We start from the raw sequence: 19,957 nt of genomic DNA, 5'->3' as shown, positions 1-19,957 counted from the left end.
CACAATTTACTCAATATCGATGAGAAATTTTAATCAAATTATCCAAATCCTTGAATATTTTGAGTCGTTCTAAAACATTTACTGCATTTTATTGGCCAATCAATAATGGAGTTCTTCAAGAATCGACCCGTAATCATGCTGAAGGTCTTCATGCAGCAGGGGAATTTTCTTTTTAATGTACTCCAATTGTCGGGTGTACAGATTTTTAAGGGTGGTGTTTCTGTTGATGGAAGGCCGAAACGATTTCAGTTTTTCACAGAAGTACAGCAACAGCTCCACCTCAGTGGCCTTGTTGCCCGAATAGCGAATATATTTTTTGATGGTTCGTAGAATTTTACGAACACTTTTTTTGATGTAGAAATAACTGTTCACATTGATTTCAGAGAACATCTGGTCGATCTCCTCCTTTACGGTTTCGATGTAACCCTCTTCACTATCGGATTCGAATAGCAAATAGGTGAGCAGTTCCTTGTTTTCTTTTTTAAAACGTGCCAGCCTAAGGCAAAGTTGTAGTACTTCGTCCTGCGATTTGTAATGCAGTTCCTTTTTGAGTTGGGCAACGGTTGCAGCCTTCATAAATTTAACTTCTTAGGTATGATGCCCCATTTACATCGATAATGGTTCCAGAAGAATACGCAGCCTCTGAAGATGCCAAAAATAATATGGCATGGGCCACCTCCTCGGGTTGGGCCATTCGTTTAAAAGGGGATTCGCGAAGCAGGTTTTCCCGCTCGGCCGGGGTTAGGGTCTCTTTCGCCATCTCGGTCTCGGTAAACCCTGGTGCGACCACACCAACATAAATGTTGTGCGGAGCCAATTTTTTGGCAAGCGACTGGCTCATGGAATTCAATGCGGCTTTGCTGGCCCCATAGGCCGGTTTGGTAGGTTCCCCACGAAAGGCACCGCGGGAAGATACACTTACAATATGTCCGCCACCGGTCTTCATCATGGCGTTGGCGCCCCAATAACAAAGGTTGGCCACAGCAAATAGATTGGTTTGAAATGTTTTTTCCCAAGCGTTAGTCCAATGGTCAAAATCAACTTGGTCTATTTCATGAAAAATAGAAATACCTGCATTGTTCACCAACACGTCCAGACGACCAAACTCGGCTATAAAATCGTTGATTAACGCTTCGGTTTCTGATTTCTGTGAAATATCCCTTTTAAAAAGCTGGTGTCCATCACCGGGAAGTTCCGCCAAAGCTTCTTGCGCCACTTGATCATTGCTTCGATAATTGATGCCCACTATTGCACCTTTTTTGGCAAATGCAATGGCGGTTGCCTTACCAATGCCGCGAGAGGCACCTGTAACGAGAACATATTTGTCGGTAAAATTCATAAGCTAACTATGGCGATTGAATGGATTTATATTTGTTTGATTTCTTTTTCGATTTCTTGTTTAAGCTTTTCCGCATCTTCCTTCATAAGGCCCCAACGGCCTATTTGCTCTTGATTGCTCCCAAACTTTAGCAGAACCATTTTCCAAAAATCCCGGTTTTTTTGTAACCCTGCAAGGTTTAGCGAATCTAATGGGGCGATAGTGGCAAGGTCTGTTGCAATCAAATCAAAACCGTTGGTATTCATCATCAGGGACTCGATTAATAAAGGTGTGATGAACTCATCGGTAACTTGGCGGGTGGTGCCATCGGTATAACTTTCCTTTACGGTACGGTAATAATTAAAAATTTGTTGTCGCAATCTTTCGTTTTGGATGTAGCTCATTTTTCCCGAAGAAACCGCTTCATCAAAGATTCCGCTGTTGCTCTTAAAATAATTATCTATCACAAAATTGTAGGAGGATTGCAAGAAACTGGATTTGTCTATGGTTTCTGGATGTTTTAATTTTTTGATTACACTATCCAGCATTGCTAATCTTGCCAAGGATTGTTCTGTGTTTTCTGTGATTTGACGGATATCCAAATCCACCTCCAAAAATAGATTGTTCAACAGAACGCTTTCAATTTCTCTTTTCTTTATCTCTTCGCTATAATTGTTGATCTGTAAAGCAATCAAAATCCCGATAACCACAAGTACAATTTCGCCAATAGCATATAAAATGTATTTGGTTGCACTGTTTCCGGAAAGCAACGCTTTTCTAATTTTTCTGAATAGGATCGGCATAGCTTGTGATTTGTTTAAAGATAATAAGTTAGGACACAATATTGTACATATTATAATGTTGTTCTATTAATTATGTTTCTTTGTGGGCAACACTCTTTTTCGTACAGGGAAACTTCGAGAAATACTATGAAATCAAAAAAAAGACATTGGTTGTGGAATGTTTTGATCATTCTGACCTTGGTTATTTGTGTGCTGGCATATGTGGAGCACTATAAAAATTGGCATAAGATAGAGGAGGGGAACTTTAGGGTTTTCTCGGGTATCTATTACCAAAAAATTCCTTTGAGCGAATTGGACAGTGTGTTTTATGTAGACAGACTTCCCGAGATGGAGCGTTCCAGCGGTTTTTCTTGGATGGAAAGAGAAAAAGGTGTTTTTAATGACTCGATCACCCAGACCAAAGTTTATGTTTTTGTGGACAATCTTTACCAGCAAAAAATTAAGTTGGTGCACCACGACTCTCTTAAAATGTACCTCAATTTAAAGGACAGCCTTGAAACCGAGGAATTATTTGCAATTTTGAGGACAGAATTGGAAAAGAACCATGAAACAGCCACGGTAAAGCCATGAACAAATTAAATTGTCTGCTCCTAATTTTACTTTTACCCGTTTTTTGCTTTGCTCAAAATACCCTGTCCGTTCAGGTAAACAATGTGCCTTCCGGCCATGGGAGCGTTAAAGTTGCAATCTACGACTCAGACGATAGCTTTTTGTCCTTTGACCAGGTTTTAAGATCAGATAGCGTAAATGCCGATATGGGAAGTGTAGTGTTACATATTTCTGACCTTCCTGCTGGTGAATATGCGCTTGCTATTTTCCATGATGAGAACGATAATGGAAAGCTTGATACCAACTGGTTGGGAATTCCAAGGGAGAAAGTGGCGTTTTCAAAAGCTAAAATGAAGACTTTTGGCCCTCCCAAATTTAAGGAGTGTTCGTTTAAAATGAGTTCTGACCACGAAATCCATATAGACCTATAAATTATGGGAACAATTTTTATGGCCCAGCTCATGGGCGCGCTTTACGGACTTTTAGCGGTGATTTTTGGTGCCTTTGGTGCCCATGCGCTTAAAAAGAAATTGACCCCCGAACTCCTACAAAGTTTTGAGACAGGGGTCAAATATCAAATGTACCATGCCATTGTGCTTTTGGTCCTAGGCTTTAACCTAGGATTTGACGCCCCGATAGATGCATGGATCGTCAACTGCTTTATTTTTGGAACTTTGTTGTTCTCCTTCAGTATTTATGCCCTTTGCTTAGGTGCAGCCAAAGGCAATAAGCCTAAGTTCTTGGGCCCGGTTACGCCAATCGGAGGGCTGCTGTTGGTTATCGGGTGGGCCTTGCTTCTCTATTCTTTTATAGCCCATATAATTTAAAGCCTTAGGTACATATTTCCATTGATGGTGTTCAGTTTAAGGGTATTTGAAGCATTGTCGAAACTACCTTGGACCTTTTGGCCCACATATCGGTCGGAAATGGTCAATTGCATATCCTCATCGGCATAAATATTACCATGGATTGTCTCTGCGGTCAATTTCGTGTTTTTCATTACCAAGTCAATTTCTCCATTAATGGTCTGTAGGTCCATATCACCATCATACTTGGAAATATCAATGTCTCCGTTTATTAAATCTGCGGTAAAATCCCCTTCGATAATATCGGATTTAAGATCTCCATTAATGCTGCTCACTTTAAAGGTCGCCCCTTTCGGTACGTACAAAACATAGTTGAACTCGTAGGTGTCCCCTTTATAATAGTAGCGTCGTTCTTTACCCGGATTATTTTTGTTCCATTCGTCGTGGAATGCTTCAAAAATAGGTTTGGCATCAGATTCTATAAGCAATGAGCTGCTGCCCTCATCAATATCCAATTTGTAGAGGTCGATGAATTTACCGTCCTCGGTGGTTATGTCCGCCTTAAAATAGATGTTCGATTTGTCCCATGTTTTAACTTCAATTTGATGGGCAAACTTTACATCCAATTCAATGGATTGACCGGAATAGTTAAAGGTTTTTTCGATGATTTTTTGTGCAGTAAGGGATAATGTTGCCAATCCCACGATTGCGGTAATGATCAATTTTTTCATGACTGTTCGATTTTTTGATTTTAGATGATTGATGTTTATTTTTTCCTGAGGTACATATTCCCGTTGGTGGATTTCAATGCTATTTTAACACCACCTCCATTAATGGACGTTTTAATGTCTCTGCCCAAAACTGATTTTAGTCCGTTCTTGTCCTCTGCCTTTACCTCAAAGTCGGTGTAGACATTTCCGTTTAGGGTGCTCAAGGCCAAGTTGGCCGGAGTGTTGGATGGTAAGCTTACATCTACGGCACCGTTCGTGGAATAGAGGGAAATCGGGGAACTTTGGGTTACCTTTCCAAAAACCACCTCCAGTGCACCGTTGAGTGAGTTAGCGGTAACGGGCCCGTTCACGTTTAAAATTTTGACACCACCGTTGAGTTGGGCATCCGCCTCTATCTCGCCGGAAAATCCATCAATTTCGATGTCGCCGTTCCAGGTACTCTTTACGGAAACGTTTTGTGAGGCAGGTAAATAAATCTCACCTTTTTTATCCTTTCTGAGGTTGTGGACAATCAATGTGTTCCCATCTTGGACCACCGAAAAACCTACGTTGGTATTATCGGTTCCGCCTTCTCCCACTAATTTGAGTCCTTTGGCTCGCTCTGGGGTCTTGATTTCCGGCCCAGACTTGATCAATAGCTGGTTGGAGCTGTGGGTCTTGACCACAATATCGGATTTGGACTCGATTTTTACCCATTGGATACCATCCAGGGATTTGGTGTAATCGCTTTGCGCTTGGGCAACATTGGCCATGATTAGGGCCATTAAAATGAATGTGAATTTTCTCATGATTTTCGTTTTTTGATGTTTATGTTAGACTTGGCAATACTGCCTTGATCTGTTCTTTTATAAAAGGTTGTGTGTCTTCTTTTTCCAATAGTTTCTTCATGGGTTCGGCCGCTTTTTTCTCTTGAATCTGAACCAGGGCCTGAATAATTGACACTTGTATGCTCGGATTTTTTTCTTGTTCAAGAGCTTCGATAAATGTGGTTTTTACCATTTCGGATGAGGTGAATTTGGCCAACGCTTCAAAAGCGGTCATTCGTACATTGTCGTTATCATCATATAATAATCGGTTGGAGAGCGCTTGAATGATGGCTTCATCAGGTTGTTCAAATTCCTCGATATAATTTACCCCTTGAATTCGCTTGCTCGCGGACTGATTTTCCATTAACGATAGCATAGCGGTCTGTTTCATCTGATTGGTCTCATCTTGGAGTTGGGCAATATCTGCATCCACTTTTCTTTGTTGGAATAGGCTCCCCATTTGAAATGCCGCGACCAATAAGGCAATACTAGCTGCGATTTTCAATATATTTCCTGTCCAGTTGGACGATGGTTTCGACTCAAGTTGAACTACTTTCCCCTGATTCGATTTTTCCTGTTCAAGGGCAGATTCAAATTTAGATTTAAGTCTGTCCGATGGTGTAGCTACGTCCTCTTCAAAAGCATTGAAAAAGGTCTTCATTTCTTCCAGTTCCTTCTGGCATTCTCCACAAATTTTTATGTGTGTTTCAAATGCTCTTTCTTCTGATTTGGTCAAATTGCCATCCAGATAATCTGGTATTCGGTCAAAAACGTGATTCTTTTCCATGGCTATATAATTTCTAAATAAATGTCCTTCAACTTTTTTAAAATCCTGCACACCCTTGTTTTTACGGCACCAGGGGTGCTTCCAAAAATTTCCGCTAGTTCATCGTACTTTATTTCCTTGTAGCGGTTCAATATCACTAGTTCCCTATCGTATGGGTCAAGTTGGTTCAGCGCGTATTGCAGGTGGGCATTGTTCTCGCTCATATCGTTTTCTTCTTCTTCTACTGCTTTATACGCCAAGACCTCAATATCATCATGGGTTTTATGGTTTCTCGTATAATGGGTTTTAAGGCTGTTGCGGGCTATGGTGAACATCCACGACAAGAACGACCCATTGTTATATGAATTCCGATACTTGATCAGTTTGTAAAAGACATCTTGTGTAAGATCTTCGGCCAACATTTTGTCCCCGGACATTTTGTACAGAAAATTATATACATGTCTGTGATGACGGTCAAATAGTACCTTGAGCAAATCCAAGTTTCCCTCGGATACTTTTTGCATGATCATTTCATCTGAAAGCGTTTCCAAATGCTGTTTTTTAGTTGGCGTTTGACTTATATAGTCAGGAAATTAAGAAAGGTTACGATAAAATTGAGAAATTGTTTGATGAAAGGGTAAGCTGCTGGAAAACAAGGTATATTAATGTTGCCTTCGAGTGTTGTCGACAGATCTACGTAATGAAAAATCAGAGGTCTCGACTGCGCTCGACCTGACAACTGTATTTAAAAGAAGTTAACTACATCCGCAGTTATCGCTTCCGCAGGAATTGGAGTTGCCTTTACCCTTACTGAAAATTGATTTGGGCAATAGGAATTTCCAGACCAAATATCCTGCTGCGATAAGCAATGTTCCGTATGCTAAAATTTGTTGAACCATCTTTGGATTAACTTAAGATTTGATAGGCCATTAATGCTATAATATACGCAAAAACGCTCATAAAGCCCAATTGAATCATAGGCCATTTCCAGGAATTTGTTTCTCTTTTTACAATGGCGAGCGTGCTCATACATTGCATGGCAAAGGCGTAAAATAGCATTAGGGAAATCCCCGAGGCCAAATTGAAAAGAGGTTCGCCATCGTCGTCCAGTTCTGCGGCCATCCTATTCTGTATGGTTTCTTCCTCGTCGCTCCCCACACTGTAAATGGTAGCCAAGGTACCTACGAACACTTCACGTGCGGCAAAGGAAGTCAAAACGGCAATACCTATCTTCCAATCGTAACCCAAGGGTTTTACAAGTGGTTCGAAGGCTTTTCCTGCCTGCCCGATGTAGGAGTGTTCCAATTTGTAGCTCGCAATCTCTTGGGCAACGGCCCTTTCGGAAAGTTCTTTCCTGAGGACTTGGATGGAATCCTGTATTGCACCGGCGGCCATACCTTCCGCTTCTGCATTGCTGCGATAGGTATCTATATTGTTCTGGACATAATTTTTACTGTAAGTGCTCAATCCTTCACTCTCAATGCGTTCGGCTACAATACTTTCGGCATTTTGGAAATCATCAGAATAACCATTGGATCCTAAAAACCATAATACAATGGATATCGCCAAAATAATCTTACCTGCACCGAGCACAAAGCTCTTGGTCTTTTCGATCACGGTATAGCCAACATTTTTTAGCAAGGGCAAACGATAGGTTGGCATCTCGATCATAAAAACGGACCTACTCCTAATTTTGAGCATTTTGTTCAACACCATTGCAGATAATAGAGCCATTCCAAATCCGATAAGATATAGGAGCATCAAGGTCAATGCTTGGTAACTCAACCCTAGAATGCTTCCTTCGGGAATTACGAGTGATATCAAAATTAAATAAACAGGCAGTCTGGCAGAGCATGTGGTAAAGGGCGTCACCAAAATGGTAATAAGACGTTCCTTCCAGTTTTCAATCGTCCGTGTCGCCATAATGGCCGGAATGGCACAGGCGTTTCCTGAAATCAATGGTACAACACTTTTTCCGCTCAATCCAAAGGGGCGCATCAGCCTATCCATTAGGAATACTACGCGGCTCATGTATCCTGATTCTTCCAAAAGGGAAATGAATAGGAACAAAAATGCAATTTGTGGAATAAATATTACGATTCCGCCAATACCGGCTACGACCCCTTCCGCAAGTAAATCGGTGAAAACACCGGGAGGCAAGGTGTTTTTAATCCATTCCGCTGCCATGGCAAAGTTTTCGTCAATAAAATCCATGGGGTAGGAGCTCCACTCAAAAATGGCCTGGAAAATCAGCAATAAAATGGCAAAGAATATAAGGTAGCCAAAGACTTTGTGCGTAAGTATTTTGTCCAAGGAAGCACGTAGGCCCTTGGCGGCCATAAAATCCACCTTATAGGTTTCCTTTAAAATATTGTTGATCAGCTGGTAGCGAAGAACGGTTTCCTTATGCTGTAATTTTTTGAGCTCGTCCTTGGACTTGGTGGAGAAATCAGTCGCATCCTGAATGCGTTTTTTCTCGATGGGCATAAAGTTCACGTCCTGCGTGATTACCAACCACAATTTATAAAGATCTTCTTGTGGGAAGGTACTTTTTAGGCGCTCAAAATATTCCGGGGAAATTCTGGAGGTATCCAAGATAGGTTTTGAGGAAATGCTCTTATAGTCGGCAATGAGCTCCTTGATTCTATCGATTCCGGTATTTTTTCTGGTACTCACAAGGGCAATTTTGGTGTCCAGCTTTTTTTCCATGGCCTCCACATCCAACGAAATACCCTTACGGTCCATGCGATCCGCCATATTGATGACCAGAATGGTCGGAATCTTAAGGTCTTTGATCTGGGTGAAAAGCAGCAGGTTCCTTTTTAGGTTCTCCACATCGCTGATCACTACGGCAACATCGGGATAGTCCTTATCGTTTTTGTTGAGTAAAAGCTCTACGACCAAACTTTCGTCCAACGAAGTAGTGTTAAGGCTATAGGTTCCGGGTAGGTCCAAGATATGGGCCTTTACGCCCCTTGGAAGTTTACATATTCCTTCCTTTTTCTCAACCGTTATGCCGGGATAGTTCCCTACTTTTTGCTTGAGTCCGGTAAGTTGGTTGAAAACCGAGGTTTTTCCAGTGTTGGGGTTACCAATTAAGGCTACATTGATATTCTTGCTCATTTGGCCTGCGTTTCTTCAATAATTTCCAACTCGATGAGTTTTGCCAAAGACCTTCTTATTGCCAAATGGCTTCCGCTTAGGTTGATATAGATAGGGTCGTTTAGGGGCGCAATTTGCAAAAGTTCCACACTATTTCCGGGCAAGCACCCTAATTCCAATAACTTTATAGGAAGTATATGTTCGGTGAAATCTTTGATTATCCCCTTTTGTCCATATTGTAAATCTGCAACCGTCACCACTGTTCTTATTTAGAATAAATTTAAGTAAGGCCAAAAATAAGTAAAAAAGGATAATTAGGAGGTCTATTCATGCAGAAAGGTGTGGGAAACTATTCTTTGTAGCTGGCTTCAAGTATTTTAATATCGCTGAGTAATCTATCTATTTCTTCCCGATCGGTTCCATCATAAAAACCACGGATTCGCTTTTCCTTATCCACCAGAATGAAGTTTTCGGTATGGATCATATCAAAAGGACCTCCGTCCCCATCATTTTTAACGGCGAGGTAGGATTTTCGCGCCAGCTCATAAATCTGTTTTTTATCACCGGTAACCAAGTTCCATTTACTATCGATTACCCCTTTTTCCAAGGCGTACCGTTTTAATTGGGCAACGGTGTCGATTTGTGGTGTAACGGAGTGGGAGAGGAGCATAATGCTAGGGTCGTTCTTGATAGCTTCTTGCACCTCACCCATGTTTTTTGTCATTATGGGGCAAATGGTGAGGCAGGTGGTGAAGAAGAAATCCGCTACGTAAATTTTGTCCTTGTAATTTTCCTGGGTGATGGTCTCCCCATTTTGGTTCACCAGAGAAAAATCTGCCACTTTGTGGTATTTTTTGGTGTAGTGCAAGGTGCTGTCCACTAGTGATTGATCCACCATTGAAGGCTGATAGACAGGGAGCATTTTTTTTGGTTGCAACGCATTGTAAAATAGATAGACGATGACGCCGGAGAGTACCAGCATTACAATTCCGAACATTTTGTACTTCGCGAAGAATGATCCCATAGTTGCAAAATTACGCCCCAATTGGCTATTCTTCAAGGAGAAAGAGACTTATTGTTGCTAAATCTTTCTTAAATGATAGAGGGATTAAAAATGCGGTTTTTTTATCAATCCCTAAAAGGTTACTTTTGTGCGTTTTAACAAAAGACGACGGATGACCCCTATAGTTATAAAGACCATACAATTCTTTCTAAGTTTATCGCTCTTGATCGTACTGCATGAGCTTGGACACTTTATTCCAGCAAAGCTTTTTAAGACAAGGGTGGAGAAGTTTTATCTCTTTTTTGATGTGAAGTTTTCCCTGTTCAAAAAGAAAATAGGGGAGACCGTATATGGTATTGGTTGGCTGCCCTTGGGCGGATATGTGAAGATATCCGGGATGATCGATGAAAGCATGGACAAGGAGCAGATGAAGGAGGAACCTAAACCTTGGGAGTTCCGTAGCAAACCAGCTTGGCAACGCTTGATCATTATGCTCGGCGGAGTTACCGTTAATTTTGTTTTGGCCGTGGTTATTTTTATTGGTCTTGTTTTTACCTATGGTGAAGAGTACATCGCCAATGATAGCTTAAAGGATGGAATCTGGGTTACCGAGAAAAGTTTGGGAGATGAGTTGGGTGTCCAGACAGGGGATAAAATTTTATCTATCGACGGTAAAAAGATAGAAGCCTTGCAACAGGTGCTTCCAGAAATGGTTTATGGTGAGAAGTATACTATTGAAAGGGATGGGCAGGTAATAGAGAAGGAGATTCCTGTAGATTTTATAGAAACTTTGTCTGAGGATAAAGAAAAAGCCCGTTTTATTTACTATAGGGTTCCGTTTTATGTGAATAGTGTTCCAGATACTTCCCACAATAAAGGAGTTGATCTAAGGCCAATGGACGAATTTCTGTCCATAAATGGGAAACAGGCCATTTATCGAGATCAAGTAATGGATGAACTTGAAAAGAACAAGGGAAGAGATATAGACATACTTGTGCGTAGGAAAAATGGTAAAGAAGAGCATGTTACGGCCAAGGTAAATAGTAAAGGAAAGCTTGGGCTTGTAACGGCCCCTGTTACTATGAAGGATTTGCAAGAAAAAGGATATTTGAAGGTAAAAACTTTAGAATATTCTTTTTGGGAATCCATTCCCGCTGGATGGAACAAGGGTGTAAAAACACTTTCGGACTACATCAAGGGAATGAAAAAAATATTTAATCCCGATACTGGTGCGTACAAAGAAGTTGGTGGTTTTGCGGCTATTGGTGGCATGTTCCCCGACACTTGGAACTGGCCGGCATTTTGGGCCACAACGGCTTTTATATCCATTATTTTGGCCTTTATGAACATTTTGCCAATTCCGGCACTGGATGGTGGACATGTAATGTTCCTGCTCTACGAAATGGTCACTGGACGCAAGCCAAGCGATAAATTTTTGGAGTATGCCCAAATGATAGGCTTCTTTATTTTAATTGCTTTGTTGCTGTTTGCCAATGGTAACGATTTATACAAATGGCTTTTTAAATAGAAAAGCAAATTTTTTGTTTGTGGTGTAAAAAAGAATCCGTTATATTTGCACCCGCTTATGGTAAAATATTCCTCCTTAGCTCAGTTGGTTAGAGCATCTGACTGTTAATCAGAGGGTCCTTGGTTCGAGCCCAAGAGGGGGAGCATCTAAAGCAAAAGCCACCGAATTTTCGGTGGCTTTTTTGTTGGTTTTTATTTGTTATTGTTGAGCCATTTCCAAATGGATGGTCAGCTCCACTTCATCCCCCAATGTAGGTGTGTCACCACCAACTCCGAATGCCAATCGGTCTACGGTTCCGGTAAGTTTTAGCCCTGCTTTCAATTTTTGACTGCGTTGATCGGTAATTATTCCATTCACAGTGCCTTCCAAGGTAACCGGTTTGGTAACCCCGTGCATGCTCAAATCGCCCAAAAGTTTAAAGGTCTTGTCCCCGGTTTTTTCAAAGCTTGTACTCTTAAAAGTGATGGAAGGGTATTTTTCCGCATCAAAAAAGTCGGCACTTCTTAAATGGTCGTCGCGCCTATCATTATCCGTATCAATACTGGTGGTTTTAATATCCACCATAAATTCCGCGTTGTCAAAAGTGTCAGTCGCTGTTGCTGTTATGTCAAAATCACTAAAATGGCCCTCTACGGTAGAGATCATTAGGTGTGAAATGCCAAAACCGACTTTGGAGTGTGCCCCATCCGATTTCCAAGTGGATTGTGCCGCAACCGCTAGGGATGTTAAAAACGCAAGTGCGAAAATAGTCTTCTTCATGATTGTGTGATTTAAGTGTTAGTAGTTTTGTTTATGATGTTTTTACCAATTTTAGATAAAATTTTCAACTAAATATGGTCATTTAAAACTTAAGATATAAATATTTTCCGTGAACAACATGGGTTAACCCTCAATCAACCAAATGGTTATGAATGGATATGAATATAATGTCGTTGAGGGGTTAAATATGGTTGTTGGTAAAGCTACTTTTCTGTAAACGCAGTTTTATATATAGTTTTGGTACTCATTAACCTAACTGTATTGATTTCTAAAAAGGAACTTCTTTTTCAAATAGTATTGCACGTATTGGTTCTCCTGTTCTTTTCTTTTGATAGAAATACAGGGAGCATAGTAGTGCACAGGGCAATATTTCTTTTGTTTTATGGCTTGGCCACGGTAGGCGTTACCTACTATCTTATGCCTAAATTCTTGTACAAAAAGAAATATTGGCAGTTTTTCTTGGGTTCGGCCATAGTGGTATCAATTGTTATCGTAATTGAAGAAGTTGTTTTGGAACCCATTATCTTCCCGGGTACCAAACGCGCAGATGCTTTCCCGGGTGTTTATGTTTCCCTATTGGGTATTCTGCCCGTAATGTTCATTCTCTCAGGATGTAAATTTGGATGGGACGCCCTTAAAAAACAGGCCCAAATCGATGAGCTCGAAACCACCATACAAGAAAGTGAACTTCAATTTTTGCGTAGTCAAATAAACCCCCATTTTTTGTTCAACAACTTGAACAACCTCTATTCTTATGCCTTGCAAGAATCACCCAAGACACCAGAGATCATACTCGAGATGAGCGGAGTACTGCGCTATATGCTTTACGAATCCAAAGAGCAATTGGTGCCATTGAAAAAGGAGTTGGAACAATTGGGCAACTTCATCCGCCTGTACAAGTTGCAGATAGAAGATAGGGGAGAAGTACAATTTGATGTGGACGAGATCGAGGGTGAGTATAGGATCGCGCCATTGATTTTGATTGTTTTTATAGAAAATGCCTTCAAGCACAGCCAATCGGGACAGTCTTCGAATATAGAAATAGATATTTCCGTAAAGTTGAGCAATTCTATATTGGAGTTTAGATGCAAGAACAATTATGAGCCGGGGTTTAGTTTGGATAGTGTTGCCAAAGGAATTGGTTTGAAAAATGTAAAGAAACGCCTTGAACTTCTTTACCCAAAAAAGCATATTTTGCATATAGAGGAGGCCGATAACAGCTACAAGGTGTTTCTAAAGCTGGAATTGGAAAAGGTTTAGATTATGAGGTGTATAATTGTTGAAGATCAGCCGCCAGCACAGCGGATATTGAAGAAGTTCATTCAGGACGTGCCTACATTGGAACTAGTGCAGGTGTTTTCCGATGGATTGACGGCCATGGAATTCCTGAATAGGGAGTCGGTGGACCTTATGTTCCTAGATATCCATCTGCCCAAAATAAATGGACTGGATTTTCTAAAAAGCATTCCGGACCCTCCACATGTTATATTGACCACTGCTTTTTCAGAATATGCACTCGAAGGATACGATTTGAATGTGGTGGATTATCTTTTAAAGCCGTTTTCTTTTCAACGTTTCCTGCAAGCTGTCAATAAGGTCAACGCAAAGCACGAACATGTTATAGCCAAAAATGATACAGCACCACTTACCGAAATCTATGTAAAATCCAGTCACGAACACATTAAGGTGCTGGTGAAAGACATTTACACCATCGCTTCCGACTCTGATTATACCGAAATACACCTTAAGGATAAAAAAATATTGTCCAACGAACCATTACGGCATTGGATGGAGGTGCTTGGGGGCAGTCAATTTTACCAGATACACAAATCCCATATCATCAATACCAAAAAGATTGACCGTATATCGGGAAACCTTGTAATGCTGAGCAATGGAGCCAAAATACCTATGGGTAGGGCATACAAGGATAATTTCTTAAAAAGCATCCTATAAAAAGGCCCGGAACATCCGGGCTTTTTTTGTTTCAAATTCAGCTTCTACCTCGCAAAATAGATATAGATTCCAATTACGACTATGGCAATAAATGCACTTGCCAATTTTACGTGTTTCCAAGGCTCTATGGATACTTGCTTGGTATATTCCAATTGGAAAGGCTCCTTTCTTGGATAAAACTTACCAATGATCAACATAATAGCAATGTTTGAAATAAACAGGATTGCCATTACGTGCAAATAATGAGGGTATGCACCGGCCTCTATCAAATTAAGTTCGGCAGCATCGGTAACTCCGTTTGCTTTTGCTTCAGCCAATGCGTTGGCGACCATTCTTGGCCCCACGATAAATTGACTGATGATATATAGGACAGAACCGGAAAGTATACCAATTTTCGCTGCGATGGCAGGAACCCTCTTGGTGAGATAGCCCACAACAATAATGGTGAAAATTGGAATGCTATAAATACCGTTGATTTCTTGAAGATAGTTGAACAAGCTACCGGCGTTGGCGATAAGCGGAGCGATGAACATCGCGGCAAGCGCCAAGCACACCCCGAATACTTTACCGTATTTTACCACGGTCATTTCCGATGCATTCTTGTTGATATGCTGCTTGTAGATGTCTATTCCGAACAAGGTTACCGAACTATTGAGTACACTATTGAAAGAACTCAAAATGGCCCCGAAAAGTACTGCGGCGAAGAAGCCCATCAATGGTTTTGGAAGTACGGCCCGTACCAATTCTGGATAGGCAAGGTCGCTACTGGCCAATCCGCCTTCAAAATAATAGTAGGCAATCATTCCGGGCAACACTAGGATAATAGGTCCCAAAATCTTTAAAAATGCTGCTAATAACAGTCCTTTTTGCCCTTCTGCTAGGTTTTTGGCACCAAGACCACGCTGAATAATTTGTTGGTTAGTTCCCCAATAGAAGAGCTGAACCAGCATCATTCCGGTAAAAATAGTGGAAAAGGGCACCTCTTGTCCCGGATTTCCGGTCGAATCAAAACGTTCTGGGTTGGCAGCCATCAACGTTTCCAATCCGCCCATTACACTTCCATCGCCTATGGCCATCAAACCAAAAACGGGAATCATGATTCCTCCGATAATAAGACCTACGGCATTGATACTATCGGAAACGGCAACAGCTTTCAGTCCACCAAAAACCGCATAAATCGAACCAATAATACCTATACCCCAGATACAGATTACCAAGGCCGTGGAGTCGGATACACCCAACAGAGCGGGAACATCGAACATGCCACTAATCGCGACTGAACCGGAGTACAATATTACGGGAAGTAAAACCACTACGTAGCCCGTAAGGAACAATCCAGAGGTTATGGTCTTTGTGGCAACATCAAAACGTTTGGCCAAAAATTGTGGCACCGTGGTTAATCCACCCTTAAGGTATCGAGGGAGCAAGAACATTGCCGTCACTACAATGGCTAGGGCGGCCAAGGTTTCCCATGCCATTACGGAAAGTCCATCTTTATAAGCACTTCCGTTTAGTCCTACAATTTGTTCGGTGGATAGGTTGGTCAGTAGTAAGGAACCCGCTATCACTCCTGCGGTAAGGCTTCTGCCTCCTAAAAAATAACCATCTGATGATGTTTCATCTGTTTTTCTAACCGACCACCAAGAAATAATTCCTACTAAAAGGGTGAAGCCTAAAAACGAAATAAGTGCCATATAATATTATTTGCTGTTTTGTCCATGGACAAAACGATTTGTTTAGCTGGTTGTGCACGCTAATATAACCTGAATTTTTCGAAATTGGGGGTGAAGCCACAAACTCAACATTTTATTTTAAAACTGAAGGATTTGAAAAAGATGATGTGCTTGTAACACTTGTAAAAACATAATGAATCGCTAACAATAATTTAAACTGAAAAGAAAGGTTGTTTTGCTATAAAATTGAGTAATTTGAAATATATTTTTATTATTTGTAAACATTTATGAATAAAAGTACAGTCGCTAAGCGACCAGGATTTGTGTTTGTGCTGCATGCTTCGCTTGCCGCTTTTGGCACCTACTTTTGTATGTATGCCTTTAGAAAGCCTTTTTCCGTGGCCACTTTTGAGGGACTCTCTTTTGTAGGCGTTGATTACAAAATATTTTTGGTGATTGCTCAGGTTTTGGGTTATGCACTTTCCAAATTTGTGGGGATAAAGGTCATCTCGGAACTTAAGCCCAACCGAAGGTTACTTTACCTAATTTCACTTATAGTACTTGCCGAAATATCGCTCTTGCTTTTTGCGTGGGTGCCCGCGCCGTACAATATTCCATTTATGTTCCTTAATGGTTTTCCATTGGGAATGATTTGGGGAATTGTGTTCTCCTATATTGAAGGACGCCGGTTTACCGATATTTTGGGTGTGGTGCTGTCCGCGAGCTTTATCGTATCTAGTGGAGTGGTAAAATCCGTAGGACTTTTTGTGATGAATTCGTGGGGAGTTAGTGAATTTTGGATGCCATCCGTTACTGGGGCACTTTTTTTTGTTCCCCTTTTGATTTGTTCTTTTTTATTGCAACGGGTACCGTCACCAACCCCTGAAGATATTGCCAACCGGACAGAGCGGATACCGATGACGGCTACAGATAGAAAGAAATTGGTGATAAAGTTTATGTTTCCTTTGCTCATCATAGTGCTGTTCTACACATTTTTAACCGCCTTCCGAGATTTTCGCGACAATTTTGCGCGGGAGCTTTGGGACAGTATCGGTTATCAAGGGGATGCCTCTGTCTATTCTACCTCCGAAATTATTATTGCCGTGGTAGTACTTTTGATTATTGGGACCATTTTTTATGTAAAGGATAATTTTAAGGCATTGCTCACCTATCATCTACTACTGATTTTGGGAACTTTGGTTTTGGTAATCAGTACTATGATGTTTCAAACAGGAATATTGGACCCGTTCGTTTGGATGGTCTGTACCGGATTTGGGCTCTACATCTGTTACGTGCCGTTCAACTGTCTCTTTTTTGATAGGTTTATTGCCACTTTTAAGGTAAAGGGAAACTCAGGTTTTCTCATTTATATTGCTGATGCCTTTGGCTATTTGGGAAGCATTTTGGTATTGCTTTACAAGAATTTTGGGCAGCCCAATGTGTCTTGGCTCAACTTTTTCGTCTACGGCACCTATGCCGTTGCGGTGATAGGTATAGTAAGTACATTGGTATTGTACGCACATTTCGTGGCCCGTCGCAACTCGGAAGAACTCAATAAGAAATTGAAATATGGACAATAAATACGATGCCGTCATAGTAGGTGGTGGTGTTTTGGGAACTTTTCATGCCTACCATGCACTGGAATTGGGCCTAAAGGTTTGTTTGGTGGAGAAAGATGCCTATCCCAGAGGAGCGACCACACAAAATTTTGGACAGGTTGTCCCTTCGGGCATGAACTCCAAATGGCAGAAATTTGGAAGGGAGAGTCTGAAAATATACAAGGAGATCCAATCCCAATTTGATATCAGTATCCGTCAGAACGGAACGGTATATTTGGCTTCCAACGAAGAGGAAGAGCAGTTGTTGGTGGAGTTAAGAGCAATCAACAATGGGAATGATTACACATCCAGAATGCTTACCAAACAAGAATGCTTGGCCAATTACCCGGGACTTAGAAAGGAGTATGTTACAGCTGGGTTGTTTTTTCCAGAGGAGGTCACAGTGGAGCCTAGGACCATGATCCATAAGCTCCAGAAATATTTGATGGAACAAAAAGGCTTGGAGATCAAGTTTGATTTTTCTGTGGTTTCCTGCCAAGCCGGAGAAGAGTGGGTTTCGGTCCAAAGCACAACAGGTGATGAGATATTTGGTAAGAAGGTAATTGTTTGTAATGGAGCGGAGTTTAAAAACCTGTATCCTGAATTATTTGCCAGCAGTGATCTAGAGGTTTCCAAACTGCAAATGATGCAGACCAAACCGCAAAAGAACTATGAGTTAAAAGGTTCCATCCTAACGGGATGGTCCATTAGAAGGTACGAAGCGTTCCATGAGTGCCCATCCTTTGCCGGAATCAAGGAAAAGGAGCCAAAGGATAGCCTTCAAAAAAAATGGGGCGTGCATATTCTTTTTAAACAAGCGGCAGATGGTTCGGTGATTTTGGGAGATTCGCATCAATATGCCGACGCTAACAGGGTGGAGGATTTGGGTTATGATATGGATATGGACATCGATAACTTTATGATAGATGAAGCCCAAAAAATTATTGACCTTCCTACCTATCAAATTCAAAATAGATGGTACGGAATGTACTCGCAATGTAAAAACAGTGATATTTTTCAAAAAACCATCGACCACAATATTCATATTGTAACAGGTATTGGCGGTAAAGGAATGACGGGAAGTGCCGGATTCTCCAGAAATAATATCGCTACAATATTTAATAAGCAGAAAATCAAATTATGAAAAAGATAGAATTGGCCGTTTTTGATATGGCAGGTACCACAGTGAACGAAGATAATGTGGTATACAAAACGGTGAGGGCCGCTTTGGCCAAACATGGGGTCGAGGTTTCTTTGGATACCGTTCTGGAATTTGGTGCAGGTAAGGAAAAGTTTAAGGCCATTACAGATATTTTGGAACAGACACAAACCAATGGGATAGATGCGGATGTGGTTTTTAAGGATTTTAAAGGGATGCTTGAAGAGGCCTATGCCAATTTGGAGGTTACCTCTTATGATGGTGTTGAGGCCTTTTTCCATCTTTTAAAGTCCAGAGGGGTCAAAGTGGTCTTGAATACAGGTTACGATCAAAAAACCGCAAGTACGCTTTTGGACAAATTAGGTTGGGCTGCGGGAAATCAAATTGATGCTGTGATTACTGCCGACGATGTGGTAAATGGGAGACCTTCTTCGGAAATGATAGACAAGGCGATGGATATGTTCGGCATCAAAAACCCTGAAAATGTATTGAAAGCTGGTGACTCCGTTATCGATATTGAGGAAGGGAAAAACGCGAATTGTGGTTGGACAGTGGGCGTTTTGACCGGCGCCCAAACACGGGAACAGCTGGAGACCGCGCAACCAACTTTGATCCTGGATTCCCTGATCAATCTGGAAAAGGTGTTATTTTCTTGATCAAATAAAGTAATAGACCACCAACATTTTAGAGGGAACTGTTCCTCTGTTGATAGGTACATGGGGGATTCTACCGTCGAAGAAGATAGAATCCCCTTCTTTTAAAAGAACCTCTTGGTCGCCAATCTCGTAATAGCACTCTCCGGTTAAAATATACTTGAACTCAAAAGCATCGGTCACTACCTTTTCTCTTCTTGAATTGGGCTGCACTTCCAGAAGCACACTTTCAAAACCCACAGAGTTCAACTGTTTTCCAAAAATATAATTATAGGTAAAACCAACTGCTTCGTCCTCCTTTTCTATAATGGACTGTTCGTGTTTGCGGGTCACAATAAAATTTTGACCGATACCTTTAGGGATACCATCAAAAAAATCCGTCATCTGGGTGTCCAATGCCTCCACAATTTTTAAAAACACTGGAAGGGATGGTATAGTTCTACCGTTTTCAATGCGTGAAATAAGCCCAGCGGTTACCCCGGCAGCTATCGCAACATCGTTTATGGTCTTTTTATTGTTCTTACGGATTTGCTTTATTCTTTTCCCAATCCCGATGAGGTAATCTTCCATTATTTATGGCCCTCCTAAATTTTAGTATTTATAATATTTTTTGATAAATCAAGATTACTAAAAAAATACGGTTAATCCATTAAACTACTGGGGTATGTTGTAAAATCTGTCTTTTTGTCGATTTGAATAAATTGCATATTTGTAAATAATGTTTACATAACATTGAACGGTTTCTTTTAA

Annotated in this window: 23 protein-coding genes and 1 tRNA gene; 10 read left to right on the top strand and 14 right to left on the bottom strand. The window is 41.0% G+C overall.

What is annotated here, in order from left to right:
• Positions 1 to 99: 99 nt before the first annotated feature.
• The 3 genes from DCK90_RS06765 to DCK90_RS06755 are packed head-to-tail and all read right to left on the bottom strand — an operon-like array spanning position 100 to position 2,121.
• Positions 100 to 576, bottom strand: coding sequence for a hypothetical protein (locus tag DCK90_RS06765; protein ID WP_108245427.1), 477 nt, complete (start codon positions 574 to 576; stop codon positions 100 to 102).
• 4 nt (positions 577 to 580) lie between these two features.
• Complete coding sequence (locus DCK90_RS06760; RefSeq protein ID WP_108245426.1) at positions 581 to 1,339, bottom strand: SDR family NAD(P)-dependent oxidoreductase; 759 nt, start codon at positions 1,337 to 1,339, stop codon at positions 581 to 583.
• A 26-nt stretch (positions 1,340 to 1,365) separates the two neighbouring features.
• Positions 1,366 to 2,121: a DUF6090 family protein gene (locus DCK90_RS06755; RefSeq protein ID WP_108245425.1), complete on the bottom strand. Its 756-nt coding sequence runs from the start codon at positions 2,119 to 2,121 to the stop codon at positions 1,366 to 1,368.
• 126 nt (positions 2,122 to 2,247) lie between these two features.
• On the opposite strand from DCK90_RS06755, the gene DCK90_RS06750 reads away from it, so the two are divergent.
• Genes DCK90_RS06750 through DCK90_RS06740 form a run of 3 tightly spaced genes read left to right on the top strand, consistent with a single transcriptional unit; the run spans position 2,248 to position 3,497 of the window.
• Entirely contained in the window at positions 2,248 to 2,691 is a 444-nt protein-coding gene (locus tag DCK90_RS06750) for a hypothetical protein (RefSeq protein WP_108245424.1), read from the top strand.
• Positions 2,688 to 3,101: a DUF2141 domain-containing protein gene (locus DCK90_RS06745; RefSeq protein ID WP_108245423.1), complete on the top strand. Its 414-nt coding sequence runs from the start codon at positions 2,688 to 2,690 to the stop codon at positions 3,099 to 3,101. The genes DCK90_RS06750 and DCK90_RS06745 overlap by 4 nt, the downstream gene beginning before the upstream one ends.
• A 3-nt stretch (positions 3,102 to 3,104) precedes the next feature.
• Positions 3,105 to 3,497, top strand: coding sequence for a DUF423 domain-containing protein (locus DCK90_RS06740; protein ID WP_108245422.1), 393 nt, complete (start codon positions 3,105 to 3,107; stop codon positions 3,495 to 3,497).
• Here DCK90_RS06740 and DCK90_RS06735 read toward each other — a convergent pair.
• The 8 genes from DCK90_RS06735 to DCK90_RS06705 all read right to left on the bottom strand — a co-directional run bounded on the left by DCK90_RS06735 (position 3,494) and on the right by DCK90_RS06705 (position 9,905).
• Positions 3,494 to 4,207, bottom strand: a complete 714-nt coding sequence (locus DCK90_RS06735; RefSeq protein WP_108245421.1) for a DUF4097 family beta strand repeat-containing protein — start codon at positions 4,205 to 4,207, stop codon at positions 3,494 to 3,496. The genes DCK90_RS06740 and DCK90_RS06735 overlap by 4 nt on opposite strands.
• Positions 4,208 to 4,242: 35 nt before the next feature.
• Positions 4,243 to 4,995 carry a DUF4097 family beta strand repeat-containing protein gene (locus DCK90_RS06730; protein ID WP_108245420.1) on the bottom strand — a complete coding sequence of 251 codons (753 nt, stop codon included), beginning with the start codon at positions 4,993 to 4,995 and terminating at the stop codon, positions 4,243 to 4,245.
• Between the two features lie 19 nt (positions 4,996 to 5,014).
• Positions 5,015 to 5,800, bottom strand: coding sequence for a HEAT repeat domain-containing protein (locus DCK90_RS06725; protein ID WP_159075799.1), 786 nt, complete (start codon positions 5,798 to 5,800; stop codon positions 5,015 to 5,017).
• Between the two features lie 2 nt (positions 5,801 to 5,802).
• Entirely contained in the window at positions 5,803 to 6,330 is a 528-nt protein-coding gene (locus DCK90_RS06720; protein ID WP_159075783.1) for an RNA polymerase sigma factor, read from the bottom strand.
• Between the two features lie 204 nt (positions 6,331 to 6,534).
• Complete coding sequence (locus DCK90_RS17050; RefSeq protein ID WP_199912661.1) at positions 6,535 to 6,678, bottom strand: hypothetical protein; 144 nt, start codon at positions 6,676 to 6,678, stop codon at positions 6,535 to 6,537.
• A 7-nt stretch (positions 6,679 to 6,685) separates the two neighbouring features.
• The gene (feoB, locus tag DCK90_RS06715; RefSeq protein ID WP_108245417.1) at positions 6,686 to 8,902 is read right to left on the bottom strand and encodes a ferrous iron transport protein B; all 2,217 of its coding nucleotides are present in this window, start codon (positions 8,900 to 8,902) and stop codon (positions 6,686 to 6,688) included.
• Complete coding sequence (locus tag DCK90_RS06710) at positions 8,899 to 9,141, bottom strand: FeoA family protein (RefSeq protein ID WP_108245416.1); 243 nt, start codon at positions 9,139 to 9,141, stop codon at positions 8,899 to 8,901. Before DCK90_RS06710 ends, feoB begins: the two co-directional genes overlap by 4 nt.
• 89 nt (positions 9,142 to 9,230) lie before the next feature.
• Positions 9,231 to 9,905 carry an SCO family protein gene (locus DCK90_RS06705; RefSeq protein WP_108245415.1) on the bottom strand — a complete coding sequence of 225 codons (675 nt, stop codon included), beginning with the start codon at positions 9,903 to 9,905 and terminating at the stop codon, positions 9,231 to 9,233.
• A 151-nt stretch (positions 9,906 to 10,056) separates the two neighbouring features.
• Here DCK90_RS06705 and rseP point away from each other — a divergent pair, with 151 nt between their 5' ends.
• Both rseP and DCK90_RS06695 read left to right on the top strand, forming a co-directional pair.
• Positions 10,057 to 11,412 carry an RIP metalloprotease RseP gene (rseP, locus tag DCK90_RS06700; protein ID WP_108245414.1) on the top strand — a complete coding sequence of 452 codons (1,356 nt, stop codon included), beginning with the start codon at positions 10,057 to 10,059 and terminating at the stop codon, positions 11,410 to 11,412.
• A gap of 69 nt (positions 11,413 to 11,481) precedes the next feature.
• A tRNA-Asn gene (locus DCK90_RS06695) sits at positions 11,482 to 11,555 on the top strand.
• A gap of 55 nt (positions 11,556 to 11,610) precedes the next feature.
• Here the strand turns inward: DCK90_RS06695 and DCK90_RS06690 are convergent.
• Entirely contained in the window at positions 11,611 to 12,171 is a 561-nt protein-coding gene (locus tag DCK90_RS06690) for a YceI family protein (protein WP_108245413.1), read from the bottom strand.
• 261 nt (positions 12,172 to 12,432) lie between these two features.
• On the opposite strand from DCK90_RS06690, the gene DCK90_RS06685 reads away from it, so the two are divergent.
• Both DCK90_RS06685 and DCK90_RS06680 read left to right on the top strand, forming a co-directional pair.
• Positions 12,433 to 13,431 carry a sensor histidine kinase gene (locus DCK90_RS06685; RefSeq protein WP_108245412.1) on the top strand — a complete coding sequence of 333 codons (999 nt, stop codon included), beginning with the start codon at positions 12,433 to 12,435 and terminating at the stop codon, positions 13,429 to 13,431.
• Positions 13,432 to 13,434: 3 nt separating this feature from the next.
• A complete protein-coding gene (locus DCK90_RS06680; protein WP_199912660.1) occupies positions 13,435 to 14,124 on the top strand; it encodes a LytR/AlgR family response regulator transcription factor in 690 nt (229 codons plus the stop codon).
• Positions 14,125 to 14,168: 44 nt separating this feature from the next.
• Here the strand turns inward: DCK90_RS06680 and DCK90_RS06675 are convergent, their stop codons facing one another.
• Positions 14,169 to 15,818 (bottom strand): solute:sodium symporter family transporter, encoded by a 1,650-nt coding sequence (locus DCK90_RS06675; RefSeq protein ID WP_108245410.1) that lies wholly within the window; start codon positions 15,816 to 15,818, stop codon positions 14,169 to 14,171.
• 266 nt (positions 15,819 to 16,084) lie between these two features.
• Here DCK90_RS06675 and DCK90_RS06670 point away from each other — a divergent pair, with 266 nt between their 5' ends.
• Genes DCK90_RS06670 through DCK90_RS06660 form a run of 3 tightly spaced genes read left to right on the top strand, consistent with a single transcriptional unit; the run spans position 16,085 to position 19,210 of the window.
• A complete protein-coding gene (locus DCK90_RS06670) occupies positions 16,085 to 17,377 on the top strand; it encodes a DUF5690 family protein (RefSeq protein WP_108245409.1) in 1,293 nt (430 codons plus the stop codon).
• Complete coding sequence (locus DCK90_RS06665) at positions 17,367 to 18,539, top strand: TIGR03364 family FAD-dependent oxidoreductase (protein ID WP_108245408.1); 1,173 nt, start codon at positions 17,367 to 17,369, stop codon at positions 18,537 to 18,539. The genes DCK90_RS06670 and DCK90_RS06665 overlap by 11 nt, the downstream gene beginning before the upstream one ends.
• Positions 18,536 to 19,210, top strand: a complete 675-nt coding sequence (locus tag DCK90_RS06660) for a phosphonatase-like hydrolase (protein WP_108245407.1) — start codon at positions 18,536 to 18,538, stop codon at positions 19,208 to 19,210. The genes DCK90_RS06665 and DCK90_RS06660 overlap by 4 nt, the downstream gene beginning before the upstream one ends.
• On the opposite strand, the gene DCK90_RS06655 is transcribed toward DCK90_RS06660, so the two are convergent.
• A complete protein-coding gene (locus DCK90_RS06655) occupies positions 19,211 to 19,777 on the bottom strand; it encodes a helix-turn-helix domain-containing protein (RefSeq protein WP_108245406.1) in 567 nt (188 codons plus the stop codon).
• Positions 19,778 to 19,957 lie beyond the last annotated feature (180 nt).

The sequence above is a fragment of the Muricauda brasiliensis genome (assembly GCF_003057865.1).
GTDB classification, from domain to species: Bacteria; Bacteroidota; Bacteroidia; order Flavobacteriales; family Flavobacteriaceae; genus Flagellimonas; species Flagellimonas chongwuensis.
The sequence above is the reverse complement of the archived record's forward strand: the minus strand, read 5'-3'. Positions and strand labels throughout refer to the sequence as shown.